16 protein-coding genes, 1 pseudogene and 1 riboswitch are annotated in these 20,720 nt (G+C 66.1%); of the genes and pseudogenes, 9 read left to right on the top strand and 8 right to left on the bottom strand.

The genetic code is table 11. The features are described 5' to 3' along the window. Window positions 1-54: 54 nt before the first annotated feature. Complete coding sequence (locus AB0B89_RS18885) at window positions 55-1,497, bottom strand: arabinofuranosidase catalytic domain-containing protein (RefSeq protein WP_358554031.1); 1,443 nt, start codon at window positions 1,495-1,497, stop codon at window positions 55-57. Between the two features lie 125 nt (window positions 1,498-1,622). Further along, a complete protein-coding gene (locus tag AB0B89_RS18880) occupies window positions 1,623-3,221 on the bottom strand; it encodes a lectin (RefSeq protein ID WP_358554028.1) in 1,599 nt (532 codons plus the stop codon). Between the two features lie 829 nt (window positions 3,222-4,050). Between AB0B89_RS18880 and AB0B89_RS18875 the strand changes: the two genes are divergently transcribed. The 4 genes from AB0B89_RS18875 to AB0B89_RS18860 all read left to right on the top strand — a co-directional run bounded on the left by AB0B89_RS18875 (window position 4,051) and on the right by AB0B89_RS18860 (window position 9,665). Beyond that, a complete protein-coding gene (locus AB0B89_RS18875) occupies window positions 4,051-6,444 on the top strand; it encodes a ricin-type beta-trefoil lectin domain protein (protein ID WP_358554026.1) in 2,394 nt (797 codons plus the stop codon). Window positions 6,445-6,749: 305 nt separating this feature from the next. After that, window positions 6,750-7,946, top strand: coding sequence for a cellulose binding domain-containing protein (locus AB0B89_RS18870; protein WP_358554023.1), 1,197 nt, complete (start codon window positions 6,750-6,752; stop codon window positions 7,944-7,946). A gap of 299 nt (window positions 7,947-8,245) precedes the next feature. Beyond that, window positions 8,246-8,347, top strand: a riboswitch (guanidine-I (ykkC/yxkD leader). Window positions 8,348-8,394: 47 nt separating this feature from the next. Further along, window positions 8,395-9,540 carry an agmatinase family protein gene (locus tag AB0B89_RS18865; protein ID WP_358554020.1) on the top strand — a complete coding sequence of 382 codons (1,146 nt, stop codon included), beginning with the start codon at window positions 8,395-8,397 and terminating at the stop codon, window positions 9,538-9,540. Next, the gene (locus AB0B89_RS18860; RefSeq protein WP_358554017.1) at window positions 9,537-9,665 is read left to right on the top strand and encodes a hypothetical protein; all 129 of its coding nucleotides are present in this window, start codon (window positions 9,537-9,539) and stop codon (window positions 9,663-9,665) included. Before AB0B89_RS18865 ends, AB0B89_RS18860 begins: the two co-directional genes overlap by 4 nt. An 87-nt stretch (window positions 9,666-9,752) precedes the next feature. Here AB0B89_RS18860 and AB0B89_RS18855 read toward each other — a convergent pair. After that, a pseudogene (locus AB0B89_RS18855) lies at window positions 9,753-9,986 on the bottom strand (hypothetical protein); the annotation flags it as partial. A gap of 541 nt (window positions 9,987-10,527) precedes the next feature. On the opposite strand from AB0B89_RS18855, the gene AB0B89_RS18850 reads away from it, so the two are divergent. After that, on the top strand, window positions 10,528-10,956 hold the full coding sequence (locus tag AB0B89_RS18850; protein ID WP_358554015.1) for an OsmC family protein: 429 nt from the start codon (window positions 10,528-10,530) through the stop codon (window positions 10,954-10,956). 363 nt (window positions 10,957-11,319) lie between these two features. Beyond that, window positions 11,320-13,443, top strand: coding sequence for a glycogen debranching protein GlgX (gene glgX / locus AB0B89_RS18845; RefSeq protein ID WP_358554012.1), 2,124 nt, complete (start codon window positions 11,320-11,322; stop codon window positions 13,441-13,443). A gap of 461 nt (window positions 13,444-13,904) precedes the next feature. On the opposite strand, the gene AB0B89_RS18840 is transcribed toward glgX, so the two are convergent. The 3 genes from AB0B89_RS18840 to AB0B89_RS18830 are packed head-to-tail and all read right to left on the bottom strand — an operon-like array spanning window position 13,905 to window position 17,188. Then, a complete protein-coding gene (locus AB0B89_RS18840) occupies window positions 13,905-14,546 on the bottom strand; it encodes a hypothetical protein (protein ID WP_358554009.1) in 642 nt (213 codons plus the stop codon). Further along, entirely contained in the window at window positions 14,546-15,976 is a 1,431-nt protein-coding gene (locus tag AB0B89_RS18835; RefSeq protein ID WP_358554006.1) for an AAA family ATPase, read from the bottom strand. Before AB0B89_RS18835 ends, AB0B89_RS18840 begins: the two co-directional genes overlap by 1 nt. Before the next feature lie 9 nt (window positions 15,977-15,985). Continuing rightward, the gene (locus AB0B89_RS18830) at window positions 15,986-17,188 is read right to left on the bottom strand and encodes an XRE family transcriptional regulator (protein ID WP_358554003.1); all 1,203 of its coding nucleotides are present in this window, start codon (window positions 17,186-17,188) and stop codon (window positions 15,986-15,988) included. 393 nt (window positions 17,189-17,581) lie between these two features. Here AB0B89_RS18830 and AB0B89_RS18825 point away from each other — a divergent pair, with 393 nt between their 5' ends. After that, on the top strand, window positions 17,582-17,905 hold the full coding sequence (locus AB0B89_RS18825) for an ATP-binding protein (protein WP_358554000.1): 324 nt from the start codon (window positions 17,582-17,584) through the stop codon (window positions 17,903-17,905). Between the two features lie 64 nt (window positions 17,906-17,969). Here AB0B89_RS18825 and AB0B89_RS18820 read toward each other — a convergent pair whose 3' ends face one another. After that, window positions 17,970-18,356, bottom strand: coding sequence for a hypothetical protein (locus AB0B89_RS18820; RefSeq protein ID WP_358553997.1), 387 nt, complete (start codon window positions 18,354-18,356; stop codon window positions 17,970-17,972). 172 nt (window positions 18,357-18,528) lie between these two features. On the opposite strand from AB0B89_RS18820, the gene AB0B89_RS18815 reads away from it, so the two are divergent. Further along, window positions 18,529-19,251, top strand: a complete 723-nt coding sequence (locus tag AB0B89_RS18815) for a pyrimidine reductase family protein (protein WP_358553994.1) — start codon at window positions 18,529-18,531, stop codon at window positions 19,249-19,251. A 32-nt stretch (window positions 19,252-19,283) separates the two neighbouring features. Then, window positions 19,284-20,354 (top strand): ATP-dependent DNA ligase, encoded by a 1,071-nt coding sequence (locus AB0B89_RS18810; protein ID WP_358554057.1) that lies wholly within the window; start codon window positions 19,284-19,286, stop codon window positions 20,352-20,354. A 156-nt stretch (window positions 20,355-20,510) separates the two neighbouring features. Here the strand turns inward: AB0B89_RS18810 and AB0B89_RS18805 are convergent. Further along, window positions 20,511-20,720: hypothetical protein (locus tag AB0B89_RS18805; protein ID WP_358553991.1), on the bottom strand; the 210-nt coding region annotated here is incomplete at its 5' end.

Genomic DNA, 20,720 nt, shown 5'->3' with positions numbered 1-20,720 from the left:
CGGTGCGGCGGGTCCCGCCGCACCGGAGCCGCGAACCGGGCGATCCGTAGCGGCCTAGCGGTAGCCGGCGGCGGTGATGTTGGCCTGCACGGCGTTCTCGGTGGCGTCGGACGGGTAGCCAGAGACCATGGCTCCTTCGTAGAACGTCCCCGCGCTCTGGTTCCTGTTGTCGATGCAGCAGTCACCGCCGCTTCCCAGGATGATGGCCCCCTGCTTCTTCATGGGGCTGTATCCGCTCGGAAGCCCGCCGTCCCACAACGTGGTCATGCCGCCGGACTGGGCGTTGCCGCCCTTGATCGCGAATCGCGACGTCCCGTTGTTCTTCAGCATCGCCGTGACGAACTTGCTCGTGAAGGCCCTCTGGTTCGGGTTCCACGACTGGCTTCCGCCCGGGTAGAGCCCCCATTCGAGGTCGGCCTGGACCCACGGGCCGGATCCGGAGCACCCGCCGAACCAGCAGCTCGTGCCGAAGTAGATCGCGTCCATGGCGCCCGCACCGTCTGCTCTCCTGGTGGTCTCGCTGTTGCCGTAGTCGAAGCAGCAGCCGCTGTTGACGTGCGTGCCGCTGGTCACCATGTACATCCCTTCGGGCGAGGCGCCGGTCGGCACGCCCGTCAGGTGGCCGTCCCTCCAGTAGCTATTGCCCGGGTTGATGTACAGCGAGTAGGCCTTGCTGCCCCCCACCGTCAGCGTTTCCGTGGTCGCGCTCGCGGGGCTCGCGGCGCCACCGACTCCACCGGACCCTTGGTAGGCCAGGTTGTTGCCACGGCCGGATTGGTCGTAGATGACGGTGGTGACACAGGACGTGCCGGCGCAGAAGGAGTCCTGGGCCGCGGCGTTGGCGGAGCCGCCCGCGCTCAGCACCCCGATGTTCCTGGTCGTATTGTCGGACGAGCGCCTGACCTGGTAGAGGTTGCCGTTGTAGGAACCGTAGAGCGCCCGCACCGTGCTGTGCGCGGCGATACACGGCGTGCCACCCGAAGCGTAGATGTCACACGGCAGCGACCCGCCGCCCGGAGACGATGAGGGCGAGGAGCTCGGAGACGTGCTGGGCGAAGGGCTGGGCGAGGTGGTCACGCCGCCGGTGCAGCTGGTGCCGTTCAGGGCGAAGCTCCCTGGCACCGGGTTGCTGCCGTTCCAGGTGCCGTTGAAGCCGAAGGCCGTGCTCGCCCCGGTGGCCAGCGTCCCGTTGTAGCTGACGCTGGTGACCGTGACCTGGGCCCCTGACTGGGTCACCGAGCCGTTCCACAGCTGGGTGACCGTCTGTCCGGCAGCGAACGACCACGTCAGCCGCCACCCGCTGACCGGGTCACCCAGATTGGTGATGTTCACGTTCGCACCGAAACCACCCTGCCATTGACTGCTCACCGTGTACTCGACGCGGCATCCGGCCGCGGCATTGGCGGCGGTCGTGGTCAGCGGGCCGGCCGCGCCGACCGCGGCCACCAGTGCGGCGGCCACGGCGGAGAGCCAGAGCCGGACGCGGGGGATCTTCATGAGTACTCCCGGGTTGTCCTACGAAGTGCCGAGTGCCTGTTAGCGCTAACAAGGTCGCGCGGCCGACATGATGGACGCCTTCGCGGAGGCCGCACGGCCGCCCCCGCGAAGGTGCGTGTGAGGGGTCAGGTGCGGGTCCAGCGCTGGTTCGCTCCACCGTTGCAGGACCAGATGATGAGTTTGGTGCCGTTGGCCGTGGCGTTGTCGGGCACGTCCAGGCACTTGTTCGCGCCGACGGCGGTGATGGTGCCATCGGTGTTGAACCGCCACTGCTGGTTGTTCTGCCCGTTGCAGTCCCAGATGATCACGTTCGTACCGTCGGCGGTGCCCCGGTTGTACACATCCAGGCACTTGTTGCCGTAGACCCGCAGCTCACCGGAGGCGTTCGGCGTCCACTGCTGGTTGGCCTGGCCGTTGCAGTCCCAGATCTGCGCCTGCGTACCGTTGGCCTGAGAGGAACCCGTGACGTCCAGGCACCTGCCCGAGCCCGCGCCCTTGATCGCGCCTGTACCCGGAGCAGTCGGCGTCGGGCTGGGGCTGGGGGTTCCCCCTCCGCTCACGATGTACATGGCCGCCCCATGCCCTGGTACCGACGCGCTGATCGTCGCGGAGGAGGAGGTCGTCGTGTGCGCCCACAGGTCGCGCACCGAATAGGAGGACGCGGACCCCAGCCCCAGGGCGGAGGCGGTGGTGGAGACCGTCGCGGTCGAAGTGCTCCGGTTGAGCAGCACGACCGCGGCCGAGCCGTTGGACATCGGCTTGCGCCAGACCTCCAGGTTCCCGTTGTCGCTGATCTTGTAGCCCTGCCTGCCTCCCCAGTCCTGGTTGACCGCGATGACCTCGGTGTTGGTGAGGATCGTGCGGGTGTCGGCGCTCATCGTGCGGATGTCGTTTCCGGCGATGAGCGGCGCGTTCAGCAGCGACCACAGGCTGAAGTGCGCCCTGCCCTCGGTCCCCGTCACAGAGCCGACGCCGACCTCCAGCATGTCGGGGTCGTTCCAGCCGCCCGGACCCGAATACCCGTCGAGCCCGACCTGCTGATCCAAGATGCCCATGATCGAGTTCCAGTTCGACCCGATGTCACCCGTGTTGCGCCAGGAGTTGCCCACGGGCATACCCCAGGTCCACACGCTCTCCTGCCCCCAGTTGCACAGGCTGTACACGATAGGACGTCCGGTCGCGGCCAGCGCGTCCCGCATGGCCGAGTACCGCTGCTGCCCGTTCTTGCCCTGGTGGTCGCCGCAGTTGTCGTACTTGAGGTAGTCGATCCCCCAGGACGCCCAAAGGGCCGCGTCCCTCCGCTCGTTACCCAGGCTCGCCGGGTAGCCCGCGCAGGTGGTGGTCCCGGCCGACGAGTAGATGCCGAGCTTCAACCCCTTGGAGTGGACGTAGTCTGCGACGGCCTTGATGCCGCTCGGGAACTTCTGCGGGTCGGCGACCAGGTCCCCACTGGAATTCCGGCTCTTGGTGGACCAGCAGTCGTCGATGTTGACGTAGGTGTAGCCCGCCGCCGCCATGCCGCTGGAGACCATGGCGTCCGCGCTCTGCCGGACCAGACCGTCGTTGACGTTGCAGCCGAAGCTGTTCCAGTCGTTCCAGCCCATCTGGGGCGTACGGGCCAGGCCGTTGTCCAGAGCGGCGACCGGCGACGTCTCACCGGCGATCGCGACCATGGACCCCGCGGCCAGTACGGCCGCCAGTGCCATTCCTAGGATTCTGCGCATCTGATTCCTCTAGCTACTAGGTGTCAGAGAGATACACGGAGGTGAATGCCGGGCTGAGCGGGTGAAGTCGGCTCCGTCGATGCTGTCGGAAGCGGGCCTGCCGGCCCGGAACGACGCCCCAGACCCCCCACATAGCCACGTCCACCGTTCATGTCGTACTCCACCCGTGGCCTCCGGGGGTCGCGCGGCCGGCCAGGGGGACGGGTGAAATGTTAGCGCTAACATTGAACTGATGGATCGAGTGCCCCCCTCCGCGTGGGCCGGGCCGAGTGGTTGTGTGGCGGAGCAAATACGAAGCAACGAGAACCGTCAAGTCTCCTGCCCCCCTCCGCCCGATTCTTCAGCCTGCCGAAGTGGCCCCATCGGCCCCGATGAGGCAATATCACCATCGCCGGTCGATGAATGTTTCATCACGAACAGACCCTGTCAGGAGTGCGCCCCGATCCTGGTAAGAGCAAACGAGAGTGCCTTCGACACACAAGGCACGGCAGGGACGGAAAGACCGTCCCTTGACAAGGCAGTGGGGCGTCGTATTTGCTCCGCTGCACACCACCTCCAATCAGTCGACGAAGAGAGGTAAACGCCGAGACTACTGATTGTTAGCGCTCACATCAGTTGAGGGAGACCGAGTCTCACAGCGGGATTCGGCGACCACTCCGAGGCTCGGTTGCCGGCGGTGACGGCCCCAGGCACGCCACCGGCCTGCGGCCACGTCCCCGCCGTCCGTGCCGCCACCCGCGGCGGACCTCCCAGTACCGCTCGCACTACTCGGATGTGTTCGCTCATCGCGATCTATCCAATCCAGCCCCATGACCAAATGGAGGGACCCATGAGCCGGGGAAGAGACAACCGGGCACGCGTGACCGCGCTTGTCGTGGCCGCACTGCTGGCGGCCGTGATGTCCCTGGTCGGCGTGCCGTCCTCACAGGCGGCCGTAGGGATCACGATCAACGGCGGTTCCGCCGGCCGGACGTTCGATGGTGTGGGCGCCATCAGCGGTGGCGGGGGCAACAGCCGCCTGCTGATCGACTACCCCGAGCCGCAGCGGGCTCAGATCCTCGATTATCTGTTCAAGCCGGGGTACGGCGCGGCGATGCAGATCCTCAAGGTGGAGATCGGCGGGGACACGAACTCCACGAGCGGTGCCGAGCCGAGCCACCGGCACACCTCCGGTGACCTCGACTGCAACCGGGGTTACGAGTGGTGGCTGATGGAGCAGGCCAAGGCGCGCAACCCCGGCATCAAGCTGGTGGGTCTGTCCTGGGGTGCGCCGGGATGGCTGGGCAACGGCAACTTCTGGTCGCAGGACACCATCAACTACCTGGTCGACTGGCTGAGCTGCGCCAAGAACAGCCACGGGCTGACCATCGACTACCTGGGCGGGTGGAACGAGAAAGGCCGCGATCTCAACTGGTACGTCAACCTGAACACGGCGCTGGACTCCCGCGGGTTCGGCAACGTGAAGATCGTCGCCTCGGACGACTGGGGCTTCGGCGTGGCCGACGACGCGGCGAACAACACCGCCTTCCGGAACGCCGTCGACGTCTTCGGCGGCCACTACGTGTGCGGCTACCGCGGCGCCCAGTCGCAGTGCCCAAGCTCGACGACCGCCATCAACTCCGGCAAGACATTGTGGGCGAGCGAGAACGGCTCTGACGACTACAACGACGGCGGCAAGGCGCTCGCGAGGGGCATCAACCGGGACTACATCGACGGCAAGATGACCGCCTACATCAACTGGCCGGTCATCGCGGCGATCACCCCGAACCTCCCGTTCGCCACGATGGGTATGGCCGTCGCGCCGCAGCCGTGGTCGGGGTACTACTCCATCGGCAAGAACGCCTGGGTGATGGCTCACACCTCCCAGTTCACCGCGCCGGGCTGGAAGTACCTGGACACCTCTTCCGGCTACATCGGCGGCAACCGCAACAACGGCAGCTATGTGTCGCTGAAGTCTCCCACCACCTCGGACTACAGCACGATCATCGAGACGATGGACGCCACCGTCGCCCAGACGCTGAACTTCTCCACCACCGGCGGCCTGCCCACCGGGCAGGTGCACGTCTGGGCGAGCAACGTCAACTCCGGCAACTTCTCCGACTACCTGGTCCACACCGCCGACCTCACCCCCTCGGGTGGCGCGTTCTCGCTGACGGTCCAGCCTGGCTACGTGTACTCGATCACCACCACCACCGGCCAGGGCAAGGGCACCGCCACCAGCCCCGCCCGCGGCTCGCTCGCACTGCCGTACTCCGACAACTTCGACTCCTACGCCGTGGGCCGGGAGGCGAAGTACCTCATGGACCAGCAGGGCTCCTTCGAGGTCGTCGCCTGCGGCGGCGGGCGGACCGGCCGGTGCGTTCGCCAGATGGCCCCGCGTCAGCCGATCCTGTGGACCGGTGGCTCCGATCCTTACGCACTCCTCGGCGACGTGAGCTGGAACAACTACACGGTCTCCACCGATGTGCTGCTGGAGCAGAGCGGCTATGTCCAGTTGGTCGGCCGGGCAGGCGCCCAGCGCAGCTTCGGCCCTGCCGGGCTGAACGCCTACTATCTGCGGGTCACCGAAACCGGCGCCTGGCAGATCCAGCGCAACACCACCGATGCCGCCCTCACGACACTGCGCAGCGGCACGGTCGCCGCGCTCGGCACCGGCCGCTGGCACACCCTCGCGCTCGGGTTCTCCGGCGGCACCATCACGGCCTCGATCGACGGAACCCAGGTCGGCTCGGTCACCGACGGCTCCTACGGCGCGGGCCAGGTCGGCGTCGGCACCGGCACAACCGAGACCGCCCAGTTCGACAACCTCACGATCATCCCAGGCCAGGGTGGCGGCACCGGCGGCGTGCTACGCGGGCAGGCCTCCAGCCGCTGCGTCGACGTGCCCAACCAGTCGCAGACCAACGGCACCCAGGTGGCCCTGTGGGACTGCAACGGCGGCGCCAACCAGCAGTGGAACCTCACCTCCGCCAAACAGCTCCAGGTGTACGGCGGCAAGTGCCTGGACGCCGAGGGCGGCGGCACCAGCCCCGGCACCAGGGCCGTCATCTGGGACTGCGACAACGGGGCCAACCAGCAATGGAACCTCAACGCCGACGGCACGGTGACCAACGTCCAGTCGGGCCTGTGCCTCGACGCCAACGGCGCCGGCACCGCCAACGGCACCCCCATCGTCCTGTGGACCTGCAATGGCGGGACAAACCAGAAGTGGTCCCGTAGTTGACATTACGCACACCTTTCGCGGGGGTGGCCATGCCGCCTCCGCGAAGGTTCAGCGCATTTCACTTCCTTGCTCCGCCGCACCATCACCTCCAGCCAGCCAGAAGAGAGGAGCACTCCACACCGCACAGAATGTTATCGCTAACAGATCGTGGGTTCCACCTCTGACGTAGGAGAACCAAAGAGTCCAATATCCAGACATGCCGAAATCCAAAGCTCAAATGGAGTTGCGTAATGATGAGGCACAGATCCACCTTTGGAGCAATCGCGCTCGCGGCACTCCTCGTTCTGGCCACAGGTCGTGCGGCAATGAGCAGCGACCTTGGCGCACCCACGGCGTCCACGGGGGCAGGCGCCCTTGCGGCGACCGCCGGATGCGGCAAGACCCCGACGCTGAGGAGCGGTACGCAGTCGATTCAGACCAGCGGTAAGAACCGCTCTTTCATCCTGAGGATTCCGGACAACTACAACAACAACACCCCCTACCGGCTGATCTTCGGGTTCCACTGGCTGGGCGGCACCGCCACCGAGGTCGACTCGGGCGGGACCAGCGGGTACCCCTGGTCCTTCTACGGACTGCGACAACTTTCGAACAACGGTGCGATTTTCGTCGCGCCCCAGGGCTTCAACAACGGCTGGGCCAACGCCAACGGCGAGGACGTCGTGTTCGTCGACGACATGATCAAGCGGATCGAGACAGACCTCTGTGTCGACACCTCGCAGCGCTTCGCCACGGGTTTCAGCTACGGCGGCGGTATGAGCTACTCGCTCGCGTGCTCGCGGGCGACGGTCTTCCGTGCGGTCGCGGTCTTCTCCGGCGCGCAGCTCAGCGGATGCGGCGGCGGCACTCAGCCCATCGCGTACATGGGGCTGCACGGCATCGGGGACACCGTGCTCAACATCTCTCAGGGACGGTCGCTGCGTGACACGTTCGTCCGGAACAACGGCTGCACCCCGCAGAACCCGCCGGAGCCGAGTACGGGCAGCCGGACGCACATCGTCACCGCCTACTCGGGGTGCCGGTCTGGATACCCGGTGGTCTGGGCCGCGTTCGACAACGGTCACATGCCCGGTCCCGTGGACGGGACCTACACGGAGAGCGGCATAACGACCTGGACCAAGGGAGAGGTGTGGAAGTTCTTCTCTCAGTTCGGGAGCACCCCCTCCCCCAGCCCGACGCCCACCCCCACGCCGACGCCGACGCCCGTACCCGGTGGATGCGCGGCCACGATCGAGACGGTGAACTCCTGGTCCGGCGGCTTCCAGTCCACCGTCACCGTCCGCGCCGGCAACAGCGCCATCAGTGGCTGGACGGTCGACTGGACCTGGCCCGGCGGGCAGACGATCAGCAGCCTGTGGAACGGCGTCCGCTCCGGCTCCGGAGCCAACGTGACCGTCCGCAACGAGTCCTACAACGGCTCGATCGCGACCAACGGCACCACCACGTTCGGATTCACCGCCAACGGCACGGCGGCCACTCCCGCCCTTTCCTGCAGCGCCTCCTGACCCGATGACGGCGCGCGACGCGCCGGACTCGCGGCCGCGGCACCCTCGTCACGAGCCGGGGTGCCGCGGGACGTACGCGGTGCCAGGAGGCTGTACGGGATGGGCGAGCGTGGTCCCGAGGCCGGGCCACCGACAAGGCGACCGGGGTGAGACCGGCGAGGGCGTGCTGCCGACTGCTGCGCTGAGCGCGGGACCGCACTTCGGGGCCTTGTGTGCGTAGTACGTCACCGAGCCGCTACGGCCGGGAAACGGGGAGGAAACAGCCTGGCATTGTCATGAAGGGGACTCACCGGCTCGCGGTGAGGCGCACCTAGGGTTCCGCCCTCCCGTCCCGGGAGGGGCTGGTCCAAGAGGTGCAGGCGGCCTAGGCCGTTCCACGGCGGGACAAAAACCCGGGAGACAGTCATGTCGGCTGCCTCCTGAGTGAGGCGTTCTCAAAAGGAGTGCCGTGGGTCACCTTCACGACAATTACGGACCCGAGGCCCGCTACGCCGTCGAACGCGAGGCCGGGCTTCCCACGACCATGCACCAGCGTGAGATCGAGCGCGGTCTTGAGTACGGCCTGCCGGGCGCGGACTCGATCGTCGACCGGACCATCCCGACCTTCTCGCGGGGAGAGCTCCCCCACTTCGCCGGGATCAACACCTTCCTCAAGGCCCCGTACGTCGAGGACGTGCGGCGCTGCGGCGAGTACGACGTGGCGGTGCTCGGCGCCCCGTTCGACGGCGGCACGACCTACCGGTCCGGGACGCGGTTCGGCCCGCAGGGCATCCGCAAGATCTCGGCGCTGTACGGGCCGTACAGCTTCGAGCTGGGCGTGGACCTGCGGGAGTCGATCACGATCGCCGATCTCGGGGACGTCTTCACCATCCCGGCGAACATCGAGAAGACGTTCGACCAGATCAGCAAGGCGGTGTCGCACGTCTACGCCAGCGGGGCCTTCCCGGTGGTGCTGGGTGGCGACCATTCGATCGGCTATCCGACCGTACGCGGCATCGCTGAGCACGTTTCCGGAAATGTCGGCATCATTCACTTCGATCGGCATGTCGACACGCAGGAGACCGACCTCGACGAGCGGATGCACACCACGCCGTGGTTCCACGCGACCGACATCCCCAACGTGCCGGCGAAGAACCTCGTGCAGATCGGCATCGGCGGCTGGCAGGCGCCCCGTCCAGGGGTGAAGGTCGGCAGGGAGCGCGGCACGACCATCATGACGGTCACCGACTGCGTCGAGATGGGCATCGAGGCCGCCGCGGAGCGCGCCCTTGAGGTCGCCTGGGACGGCGCGGAGGCCGTCTGGCTGTCGTTCGACGTCGACTGCCTGGACGCTGCGTTCGTGCCCGGCACGGGCTGGCCCGAGCCCGGCGGCTTCCTCCCCCGCGAGGTCCTGAAGTTCATCCAGCTCATCGCCGACGCCCGGCCGCTCGCCGGCATCGAGGTCGTCGAGTGCGCCCCGCCGTACGACAACGCCGAGATCACCGCGCTCATCGCGACCCGCGTCATCTGCGACACCCTCGGGTGCCTCGTCCGCGCCGGCCACCTCCCGAAGCGCACCGCGCCGCCCACGAAGCCCGAGGGGGGAGCCGCATGAGACACAGCCGCGTGATACTCAGCCGCACGACACTCAGCCGCCTCGTCCTGCCCGCCGCCGTCCTGCTCGTCCTGAGCACCGCCTGCGCCGCCGAGGAGACCGCCACGCCTACGGCCCGTGCGTAGGAAGTGCGGGACCGCGATCGGTTGGCGACCGTCGGGGCCGAACCCGGCGGCATCGGGGAACTTCCTCAAGGACTCGGGCAGCGCGGTCAACTGATTGCCGCGCAGGAACAGGCGGGTGAGGTCGGTGAGGTTCCCCAGGGACTCTGGCAGCGCGGTCAACTGATTGCCGCTCAGGCCGAGCCCTTCGAGGGCGGTGCACTGGGCGAGTGGCTCGGGCACCGTGCTCAGCCGGAGACCGGACAGGTCGAGGTAGGTCCATCCGTCCTCCAACCACTTGGTGATCCGCGTGACGGCGATCGCCTGGCCTGCCTCGGACTCCATCACGATCTCTCTTCTCCTTGTCGCTCACGCGCCTGGGCCGTACCGGTCTTCGTCCGCTTCGCCCCTTCGGGCACGAGGGTCGCCGATGATGCTAGAGATCGGTACTGGAGAACGACTTGTAAGTCATGAGACAGGACAGTCGGTCACAACGACCTGTCACACCAGCGGGTCACAGCAGGAACAGGATGCGGCCGGTCGGTTCGGGAATGCGCCGGATGATCAGGATGGGGGCTGCCGCCGATAGGACCATCAGGTCAAGTTGGCGTAGGGCATGCGGGCGGTGACGGTGGTCTCCCAGGTGGTGGGGCCGCGTCCGGTGGTGATGGTTTCGTAGAAGGATTGCTGGGTGAGCGCGTGGGCGAAGGCTTCGCCGCCGGTCTGTCTGGGGAGCGGGGCGGGATGATCTCGGGGGCGGTGTAGGAGCGGGACGTGGCCGGGCGGGGTGATGGGCTCGGCGGGGTGCGGTGCCGAGCACCGCGGGCACCGGCCGCGCGTGTAGGTTCGGCTTGGCAAGGATCTCGATATCGAAGGGATGATCGCAATGGCGACGACACGTACCGCGACGACCCAGTGGAAGGGCGCGCTGCTCGACGGCTCGGGCACGGTCTCGCTCGACACCTCGGGGGTCGGGACGTTCGACGTCTCGTGGCCCTCGCGCGCCGAGCAGGCCAACGGCAAGACGAGCCCCGAGGAGCTCATCGCTGCGGCCCACTCCTCATGCTTCTCGATGGCCCTCTCGCACGGGCTCGCCCAGGCGGGCACGCCGCCGCAGCAGGTCGAGACGAAGGCCGACGTGACCTTCCAGCCGGGCGAGGGCATCACGGGCATCGTCCTGTCCGTACGGGCGCAGGTGGCCGGCATCTCCGCGGAGGACTTCCAGACCGCCGCCGAGACCGCCAAGGCCAACTGCCCGGTCAGCAAGGCTCTGTCGGGCACCACGATCACGCTGAACGCCGAGCTGATCGGCTGACGAGCCGTCCCGGCCCCCGTGTGCTACGTCACACGGGGGCCGTTTTGTGTTCACGACGCCTGACTTACCCGGTTTACTCGTTGTTTGCGTGTTATATACTGATTTATCGGTTTCGTGTAGCTTATTGCCCCGCTGCCGGGTGCGAGGCGGGGTCTATGCGATCAGTACCCCTAGCGTGCCGAAAGATCTGGTAAATCAGACCGGCGGCCCTAATATCGACAGTAGAGCCGGGACGTAAGCATCCAGGGACGCGGCAACGGAGCCCTGACCAGAGAGGAGCTGACGGGGCACCGGGTCACGACAGGAGACACGACGCGATCAAGCTGCAACCGCTGACCGTTCCCACGACCACAATGAGGCTACATGCGTGAGGTCTGGCCTGGAGAGCCGTATCCCTTGGGCGCCACCTGGGATGGAGCCGGTACGAGCTTCGCAATCTTCTCCGAGGTCGCCGAGCGGGTCGAGCTCTGCCTTTTCGACGACTCAGGCGACGAGGCCCGCATCGATCTCCCCGAGGTCGACGGTTTCGTCTGGCACGGCTACCTCCCCGGCGTCATGCCCGGCCAGCGGTACGGCTACCGCGTGCACGGGCCGTACGACCCCGCCAGGGGCCACCACTGCGACCCCGGCAAGCTGCTGCTCGACCCCTACGCCAAGGCGGTCGAGGGGGACGTGCGCTGGGACCGGTCGCTGTTCTCCTACCAGTTCACCGACCCCGGGCAGCGCAACACCGACGACAGCGCGCCGCACATGCCGAAGAACGTGGTGGTCAACCCGTTCTTCGACTGGGGCAACGACCGCCCGCCCCGCACGCCGTACCACGAGACCGTGATCTACGAGGCGCACGTGCGCGGGCTCACCATGTGCCACCCGGACGTGCCGGAGGAGCAGCGCGGCACCTACGCGGGGCTCGCGCACCCTTCGGTGATCGAGCACCTGCTCAGCCTGGGCGTCACGGCGGTGGAGCTCATGCCGGTGCACCAGTTCGTGCCCGAGCACGCGATGGTCGCCCGTGGGCTCACCAACTACTGGGGCTACAACACGATCTCCTTCCTGGCCCCGCACAACGCCTATTCGAGCGCGGGACAGCGCGGCGGGCAGGTGCCGGAGTTCAAGTCGATGGTCAAGAGCCTTCACGCGGCGGGCATCGAGGTCATCCTCGACGTGGTCTACAACCACACCGCCGAGGGCGACCACATGGGGCCCATGCTGGCCTACCGGGGCATCGACAACGCGTCCTACTACCGGCTGCTCGACACCGACCGCCGCCTCATGCTCGACTACACCGGCTGCGGCAACTCCCTGAACGTCCGTTCGCCCCACGCGCTCCAGCTCATCATGGACTCGCTGCGCTACTGGGTCATGGAGATGCACGTCGACGGGTTCCGGTTCGACCTGGCCGCCGCCCTCGCGCGTGAGCTGCACGACGTCGACCGGCTCTCCTCGTTCTTCGACCTGATCCAGCAGGACCCGGTGATCTCGCAGGTCAAGCTGATCGCCGAGCCCTGGGACGTCGGCCCCGGCGGCTACCAGGTGGGCAACTTCCCGCCGTTGTGGACCGAGTGGAACGGCAAGTACCGTGACAGCGTCCGCGACTTCTGGAAGGGCAGCCCATCGGTGCTGCCCGAGTTCGCCTCCCGCCTGACGGGCTCCTCCGACCTGTACGCCACCAGCGGGCGCCGGCCGGTCGCATCGATCAACTTCGTCACCTGCCACGACGGTTTCACGCTGACCGACCTCGTCTCGTACGACCACAAGCACAACGAGGCGAACGCCGAGAACAACCGCGACGGCACCGACGACAACCGCTCGTGGAACTGCGGCGCCGAGGGGCCGGTCGAGGACCCGGCGATCGTGACGCTGCGCCGCCGGCAGCGTCGCAACTTCCTGACCACCCTGTTCGTGTCCCAGGGCGTGCCGATGCTGCTCCACGGCGACGAGCTGGGCCGTACGCAGCACGGCAACAACAACGCCTACTGCCAGGACAACGAGATCTCCTGGGTCGACTGGTCACTGGTCCGGTCCGAGTCCGACCTGCTCGGCTTCGTCCGCGGCCTGTCCAGGTTCCGCAGGAAGCACCCGGTCTTCCGGCGCCGCCGCTTCTTCCTCGGGCGCATGCTGGAGGGCGACGTCCGCGACATCGTGTGGCTCACGCCGTCCGGCAAGGAGATGACCTCGGGCGACTGGCACAGCGGCTTCGGCAAGGCGATGGCCGTGTTCCTCAACGGCGAGGCGATCAGCGAGCCCGGCCCCCGAGGGCAGCGCATCAGCGACGACTCGTTCCTGCTGCTGGTGAACGGCCACCACGAGAACATCACCTTCACCCTGCCGGGTCACGAGTTCGGCCCGGGCTGGCAGCCCGTCCTCGACACCAACGACGAGGGCCCCTACGACTACCGTCCCCCCGCCGAGACCCTGGAACCCGGCAAACCCGTCACCGTCACCAACCGCTCCATGCAGATCCTCCGCTCAACAGCACGAGGCTGACGGCTCGTACGAACCCTCACAGACCCGCAAACGCCCACCCGTCACCCATCCGGGTGGGCCCCCTGCCCACCAACCCATACACCCCCAAACGGGGCCTTCACGTGCTCGGCGGCGGTGCGGGGGAGATCATCGCGCGCAGGTGTTCACGAGCCTGCCGTATCTCCGGGGCGGCATTCGTTCGCGACATATTGAGGATCTCGCTCACGCGGTTGTTCACTCTTCCCGAGGTGACGCCCAGAAGTGCTCGGGCCAATTTGTGCATCCGATCGGCGGCCAGGAAAGCTCAGACGCGCGCATGGCCGTTTGGACTTGTCAGCCAGATACTGCACCCGGAACAGCGACGAGCATTGCCCGAACGCCTCGACTGCCTCGCCCAGCAACGTCCCGACTTCCTTGTACATATCCTTCGAGGCATTTGACCTGCATTCGGAAGAAACGGGAAACGCGCCCAGGAGAACACCCTAGGCGGATAGCGAATCTACGAATCGATTGATATCCGAGACGAGCTTCTTCCAACTCGATAGTTGGGCGACAGGCCCTTGTAAGTCCAGACGCTCTAGAAGTTGCCTCCTGTGTTGCGGGAAGCGGGTCGCTGCGGTCTGGCGTTTTCTTCCTCTGACGCTGGCGGCCTTCATCAAGCAGTCACGAAGCAGTCCCTTTGGGTCGGCGATTCCCTCGACCTCACGAATCTTGGGCAGTCCAAGATTCTCTCGACCATTGGGATTTCCGGCGACCTTACGTATTTCAGATTCATCAAGCAGGAGCCACGCTTCAGTCATTCTGATCGGAATGACCGGTATCAACTCACAGGGCACCCCAGACGAGAGGACTGCGCTTTGGACCTCGCTGAGCCTGGCCTGCCAACCAGCATTGTCCGCATCCCGATGTATAACTGCCAAATCGAATGGTTTGCCCGTCAGTTGAGCACCTGCTATTAGCTTAGACTCTACATCCTTCCGAACCTTCTTCAGAGCATCGAAGTCCGGTTTGCTCAGCCTCAAACTCTGGCCGCGTTCCGCGAACAGGAATTCTACGATGTCAGATAGCGGGAGGTCGGAAGTTCCTTCCGCTATAAAGAGTCCAGACAATGGCTTGCCGGTCATTAGATCATTTCCGCCGGAAGGGTCAACTGTGCGCCGGAAGGTGCCGCTAGGTAAGAGGTTACGTCTGCTCGCGAGAAGGTAACGCCGCCGGACGCCGCTCGCCAAGAATCCTCGAACGGCAGGAGCAATAGTGAACTCGCGACTTTTCCATCAGCTGTCTTACGCGGCTGCACGTCAGCCAAGAGCAAATCGTTTGGATTGCACAGTTGTACAACCCACGGAGAATGGGTGTTTATAATAATCTGCCTAAAAGGGTTATCTTGATCAGGAGCTTCCTTCGGATTGACCGCTAGGTCTTGAACGAGTTTGACCATAGCAGGAAGGTTTGCCGGATGAATACCATTCTCAGGTTCCTCCATGCATATCAGACCCGTCACCGTCGGATCCTCGAGTAGGACGCAGAGGGCTAGAAATCTTAGTGTTCCCTCCGACAGCGCTCTCGCGGGTAGTCGAAGCCCGCCCCGCTCACGAAGAAACAGAGTGAACACTTCGCGCACCTGATCAGGTTCGACACGGAGACTCTCCACGCGCACACCAGTTAAATCCGATAGCCTATCTGCTACTTCCGCATAGATTGCTTCAGCGTCGATCGATGACTCAAATGAATATTTTGAACTCTCCGAGGCGATTCGGAAAAGCGCAGCCGCGAGATAGCGCCCGTCGGTGCGCATTGTTCGAGGCGCAGAGAAGCTATCAGGGGCGCGAAGCGCCGAGGGCTCCAATGCTAGACGTCGCCAACTTTGCATTTCTCGGCGGGCAGCAAGAATAGTGGGATAATCGTTGGTTGTCACTGTACTAAGGACTGTACGACCCGCCCTGGCAGCCGAACGGGGCTGTGGCCGCCCAAAACTGCCTCCATCCCCGTGAACATTAATAATGGTCCCTATATCACGATGCTCCGTGGACAGGAAGGGTCCGCCGCTTCTTTGCCCTCGAAGAACCGCATTGCGAAAGTTCTTGGCACTATGGGGAAAACGGAGATGCCTAGAAGCCTCTCCTTTGTTAATGTGCTTTAGAACTTCCCGCTCCAAGGTCAACTTCCCAACACTTCCCTCCCCTTCTGGAAGGGAATAACCAAGGGTTAGCTCATAGCGCAAAAATGTGGTAGTAGCCCTGGCCGTATCTCCAAGATCATCCTCCACATTACGTTGAACAATCATTTCGGCAGCGATTGATATCTCCCGCTGATGATCCCTATAGCCATCCCAAAACAGGTCTCTAGGATCCCCCCCCTTTGATCCGGATGAGCTTCGAACACGTTGAGCAGCCTCAGCAAGTGGCTCGTTAGCCAAATATGAAAGAAATTCAATCGCGTCAAAGAGATTAGACTTACCGATCCCATTTGCACCCGCAATGCAGGTGAATGGGCCAAATTCTACAGATACATCTAGTAGGTTCTTGAAACCTTGAACTTCCAGCTTGGTGAGCATCGCCTTAGGCTACCGAGCTATCCGGCCAGTTGGCACTGATCGTTGGATCAGTGCCAACTGGCGAGTCCCATCCGACGCAGTGCTTGCCCCGTGGCTGAGGGCTACAGCCTGACCGGAGGGGGCCATATCCCCCCAAGCCGAGCGCCTGCCGTACCTTCTCGCCAAGCTGGAGCACCCCGCCGCGTGATCGTAGACTGCGATCTCTCCATGCTCGGACCTGGTCTCCACGAGCGCGCCAAGCGCGACCACGCATCCTCTGATAAGCAGTTCCCGCAGCGCACTGGTAGATGAATCCCATGCTGTTGCCTCCAAGGCCGCGGAGCGGGCACCCTCGCCGAGTTCGAGCTCGGCCATGCCGCGCTGCATGGTGAACCAGCCGTCGTCGTAGAAATACATCCACGGAGGCTCGTCCTCAGGCTGTTCGGCCGCACGCTTGATCGATTCCTCGGCCTCTCCGAGCAGGGTCCGCGCTCCTGGCGCATCCTTCATCTGTGCGAGCCCCCGGGCGGCCATTTGCGCCGCCATGCCCTGCACCCCGAGCGTCGTCCGTCCGTCGTGCCAGCGGGACGCGTCGGCAAGCCGCACGCACCGCTGGGCGTCTCCGACACTCCAGGAGAGATGCGCCCTCATGTTCAGGGTGGTGGCCGCCAGGGCTGCGTCTCCCGATTCCAACGCCCACCCGTGAGAGCGGTCGTACCATGCGAGTGCCACCGCCAGGTCTCCGGAGTCTTGACACAGCCAGGCCATGAACTGGGCGTACTGAGCGGCCATGCCGACCATCCGATCCCCGAGCGCACCGGATGCGCCGCGAGCGAGATCGGAGACGGCCGATAGTTGCGCGCGTACCACGGGGAGCACGGGCCGGCTTCCAAGGGTGTCCTCTGCCTGGCGATGTTGGGAAAGGCAGCGCTCCAGCCAGTCGATCGTTTCCGAGTCCACCCGTTGTCGTTCGCCGATGGCTCTCGTGATTCGCTCATACAGATCGGAGTCCGGCGCGAGTGACGGCAACACCAAAGCTGGAAGCGGCATTTCCACCACGCCGAACAGGTCTGCCTCGCTCAGTCCGAAGGCGCGGCAGTACAGCACCCGGTAAGGGTCCTTTGGTCGATGTCTGCCAGCCTCCCAGAATTTGATCATGCGTACCAGGGAATCGCGCCCGGGCATGCGCGCGCGGGTGTGCTCGTCGGCGGCATCGGCCAGTTGCCTGGCCATTTCTCGCTGTGTCCACAGCTTGTCGCGTCGCTCAGCGCGTAGCCGTACGGCCCAGGCCGGAACGTCGCCATCGCGTACTCCTCGGGGGACGTGGACCGCTTGCCTCCCCCAGTCTCCCCTGAGCGCACTGTCAGTGCATGCATACGGAGCGATGTGATGGGGGGCAAGGCAGAGGGCGCGCTACGAGCGCCACAACGCCGTATGGACCCTGAACCGCATTCTGGAGGCCAATCTGTGACTGAGCCAGAGACAACAATCCCTTCTCACCGCGAGCACTCGACGACCGGCACCCTGTTGGGGGTGGTCGATCTGGTCGGGGCTCCTGAGTCGGTTTCCCGGGCGCGGTAGTTCGTCAGGGGGAAGCTCGGTGACGGGCATCCTGCGCTGGACGACGTGACGCTGCTGGTCTCGGGGGTAGTCACGAATTCGGTGATCCACTCGGACTCACGAGGCGGCGGGAAGGTCACGCTCGCACTCGCCGACTGCTACGCGTTCGTACACGTCGACGTGGTCGACGCCGGGAGCCGGACGGCCCCCCGCCTCTGCGGAGAGCTCCTGGCCGAGGGTGGGCGAGGCCTCATGCTCGTCGACCTGATCTCCGCCCGCTGGGGCGTACACGACGACGAGGCGGGGCGCACACTGTGGTTCGAGGTGGACTACGAGCCCCGCGACGCCCCCGCGAGCCTCCGCTTCCCCCGACCCCGGCAGCCCACATGACCCGGTTCGCGGCTCCCTGGCCATCTGTGGCGGCGCGCCCAGGATGACGCGTACGGAGATGGGGCTACGTCGTCGTCGCGGCCAGGAGGATGAGGATGAAGGTGAGGATTCCGGCGAGGCCATGGAGGATCACGGCGAGGAAGGGGAAGCCCTGGTCGGCGCCGCGGGCGTGCCTGCCGGCCCCCAGCCAGCGGGTGAACATCACGAAGCCGAGCAGGGTGGCGAGGCAGAGCAGCCCCAGCGACAGCCAGATGTAGCCGGTGCGGGCGGTGAGGACGAAGGCCGCCCAGGCGGCGAGCGAGGTGACCCCGAGCGCCGGGTGCAGGATGATCAGCAAGCTCGGGTAGCGGGTGACCTTGGTCTTCTGCCGGCCACCCGCCAGCCAGAGGCACAGCAGGTAGATCCCGAACCCGATGGTGACGAGCCACACCGCGACAGTGACCACCCGCACCCAATGCCCTCCCGATCTCTCCGGAGACGTTCCTCCCCACCTACATCTCCGGAGGGCCGCGTAACGCTACGCGTCCTATGACTCACATGTCGCTAATATGCCGAAGCGTTACTTCGAGGATGGCGGATCCCGCTCACGTACCGGGTGCCTGACCTGTGCCAAGGTAGAGAGCGTGCGACGCATCCTTCCCAGCTCAGCGGACGACGTCGACCTCGCCGAGGCCTACGCGTACCCCCGAGGCGAGTGGCTGCGCCTCAACATGGTCGCGGGAGTCGACGGCGGCGCCTGGCTGAAGGGCCTGTCCGAGGGCCTGTCCGGCAAGGGCGACCGCCGCGTCTTCGGAGTGCTGCGCGGCCTGGCCGACGTGGTGGTGGCCGGCGCCGCGACCGTACGTACCGAGGGGTACCGCCCGGCCCGCCCGCGCGCCTCGTGGACGGAGCTGCGCCGGGGACGGCCGCTCGTCCCGCCCATCGCCGTCATCACGCGGCGGCTCGACCTCGACCTGGCCGGCCCGCTGTTCACCGACACGGAGCCTTACGCCAGGACGATCGTGATCACGACCGAGCGCGCGCCCAAGGACCGGCGCGACGAGGCCGCCAGGCACGGCGAGGTGATCGTCGCGGGAGACGAGCGGGTCGATCTCTCCCTGGCCGTGGAAGCGTTGCGCGAGCGCGGGCTCGGCATGGTGCTCTGCGAGGGCGGCCCGCGCGTCAACGCGCAGCTCGCGGCGGCCGGGCTGGTGGACGAGCTCTGCCTGACGATCAGCCCGCTGCTGGCGGGCGGAGACGCGGCGCGCATCCTCAACGGCCCTGCCTCCAACATCCGGCTGAGCCTGTCACACGTCCTGGAGGAAGACGGCTTCCTCTTCTGCAAGTACACCCGGGAGCCGGCATGAACCTTCCCGCGCAGCCGAACCTTCCCCCCGAGATGAGTCTTCCGGTGGCTCCACCCGTGGCGCCGATGCTGGCCAAGGCCGTCAAGGAGCTGCCGTCCCAGGACGGCACCCTGCTCTACGAGCCCAAGTGGGACGGCTTCCGCTGCATCGTGTTCCGCGACGGCGACGAGGTCTACCTGGGCAGCCGCAACGAGCGCCCGTTCAACCGCTACTTCCCCGAGCTGATCGAGGCGGTCAAGCGAGAGCTGCCCGAGCGCTGCGTGGTCGACGGGGAGATCGTGCTGCGGCGCGGCCAGATCCTCGACTTCGACGCCCTCCAGCAGCGCATCCACCCGGCGGCCTCGCGGGTGAGGCTCCTGGCGGAGCAGACCCCCGCGTCGTTCGTCGCCTTCGACCTGCTGTCGATCGGCGACGAGAGCCTGCTGGAGACCCCGTTCGGAGAGCGCCGCGCGCGTCTGGTCGACGCCCTGGCGGCCGCTGGCGACCGGGTGCGGCTGACGCCCGTCACCGACAGCGACGAGCGGGCGGGTGAGTGGTTCGAGATGTTCGAGGGGGCAGGGCTCGACGGCATCGTGGTCAAGCGCACCACCCAGCCGTACGAGCCCGACCGGCGCACGATGTTCAAGGTCAAGCACGAGCGCACGGCCGACTGCGTCGTGGCGGGGTACCGCGAGCACAAGTCCGGCCCGGTGGTCGGGTCGCTGCTGCTCGGGCTGTACGACTCGGCGGGCGTGCTGCACCACGTGGGGGTGGCGGCGTCGTTCCCGATGAAGCGCCGGGCCGAGCTGATCGACGAGCTGAGGCCGTATCTGCTGACCGACCTCGGCGACCACCCCTGGAGCTCCTGGATGTCGCAGGACGAGAGCACCACCCAGCGCATGCCGGGCGCGATCTCGCGCTGGAGCGCCGGCAAGAACCTCTCGTTCGTCCCGCTCAGCCCGAAGCTGGTGGTGGAGGTCGCCTACGACCACATGGAAGGCAACCGGTTCCGGCACACCGCCCAGTTCCGCCGCTGGCGCACCGACCGCACGCCCGAGTCGTGCGACTACGAGCAGCTCGAACACCCGGTCGGCTACAACCTGGACGACATCCTCGCCCGCTGAGCACGCCTTGAGCCGGGGGAACCCGCTGAGCACGCCCTGAGCCGGGGAACCGCTGAGCACGCCTTGAGCCCGGAAATGAAGGGACATGGGCGAGCCCGGCCCATGTCCCCGCCTGACCCGGCTGTGACACCGGTCAGCTTTCCTCACGCTCTCCGGCTAGTAGCCGCCGCGCCCCGACCTCTCGCGCACGGTGCTCCGCTTCTCGGACCTGCCGCGGTCACGGTCGCTGCGCATCTCGGACCTCTCGCGCTCGGTGCTCCGCTTCTCGGACCTGCCACGGTCACGATCGCTGCGCATCTCGGACCTCTCGCGCTCGCGGCCCCGCATCTCCGACCTTTCACGTTCCCTGCTCCGCTTCTCCGCCCG

Origin of the sequence: Sphaerisporangium sp. NPDC049002, assembly GCF_040649355.1 — a bacterium.
Classification (GTDB): Bacteria; Actinomycetota; Actinomycetes; order Streptosporangiales; family Streptosporangiaceae; genus Sphaerisporangium.
The sequence above is the reverse complement of the archived record's forward strand: the minus strand, read 5'-3'. Positions and strand labels throughout refer to the sequence as shown.

Bases quoted from the DNA above. Each gene is read 5' to 3' on its own strand.
- AB0B89_RS18885 (WP_358554031.1), bottom strand. From the start codon at position 1,497: ATGAAGATCCCCCGCGTCCGGCTCTGGCTCTCCGCCGTGGCCGCCGCA.
- AB0B89_RS18880 (WP_358554028.1), bottom strand. From the start codon at position 3,221: ATGCGCAGAATCCTAGGAATGGCACTGGCGGCCGTACTGGCCGCGGGG.
- AB0B89_RS18875 (WP_358554026.1), top strand. From the start codon at position 4,051: ATGAGCCGGGGAAGAGACAACCGGGCACGCGTGACCGCGCTTGTCGTG.
- AB0B89_RS18870 (WP_358554023.1), top strand. From the start codon at position 6,750: ATGAGCAGCGACCTTGGCGCACCCACGGCGTCCACGGGGGCAGGCGCC.
- AB0B89_RS18860 (WP_358554017.1), top strand. From the start codon at position 9,537: ATGAGACACAGCCGCGTGATACTCAGCCGCACGACACTCAGCCGCCTC.
- AB0B89_RS18850 (WP_358554015.1), top strand. From the start codon at position 10,528: ATGGCGACGACACGTACCGCGACGACCCAGTGGAAGGGCGCGCTGCTC.
- glgX (WP_358554012.1), top strand. From the start codon at position 11,320: ATGCGTGAGGTCTGGCCTGGAGAGCCGTATCCCTTGGGCGCCACCTGG.
- AB0B89_RS18840 (WP_358554009.1), bottom strand. From the start codon at position 14,546: ATGACCGGCAAGCCATTGTCTGGACTCTTTATAGCGGAAGGAACTTCC.
- AB0B89_RS18835 (WP_358554006.1), bottom strand. From the start codon at position 15,976: ATGCTCACCAAGCTGGAAGTTCAAGGTTTCAAGAACCTACTAGATGTA.
- AB0B89_RS18830 (WP_358554003.1), bottom strand. From the start codon at position 17,188: ATGGCCAGGCAACTGGCCGATGCCGCCGACGAGCACACCCGCGCGCGC.
- AB0B89_RS18810 (WP_358554057.1), top strand. From the start codon at position 19,284: ATGAGTCTTCCGGTGGCTCCACCCGTGGCGCCGATGCTGGCCAAGGCC.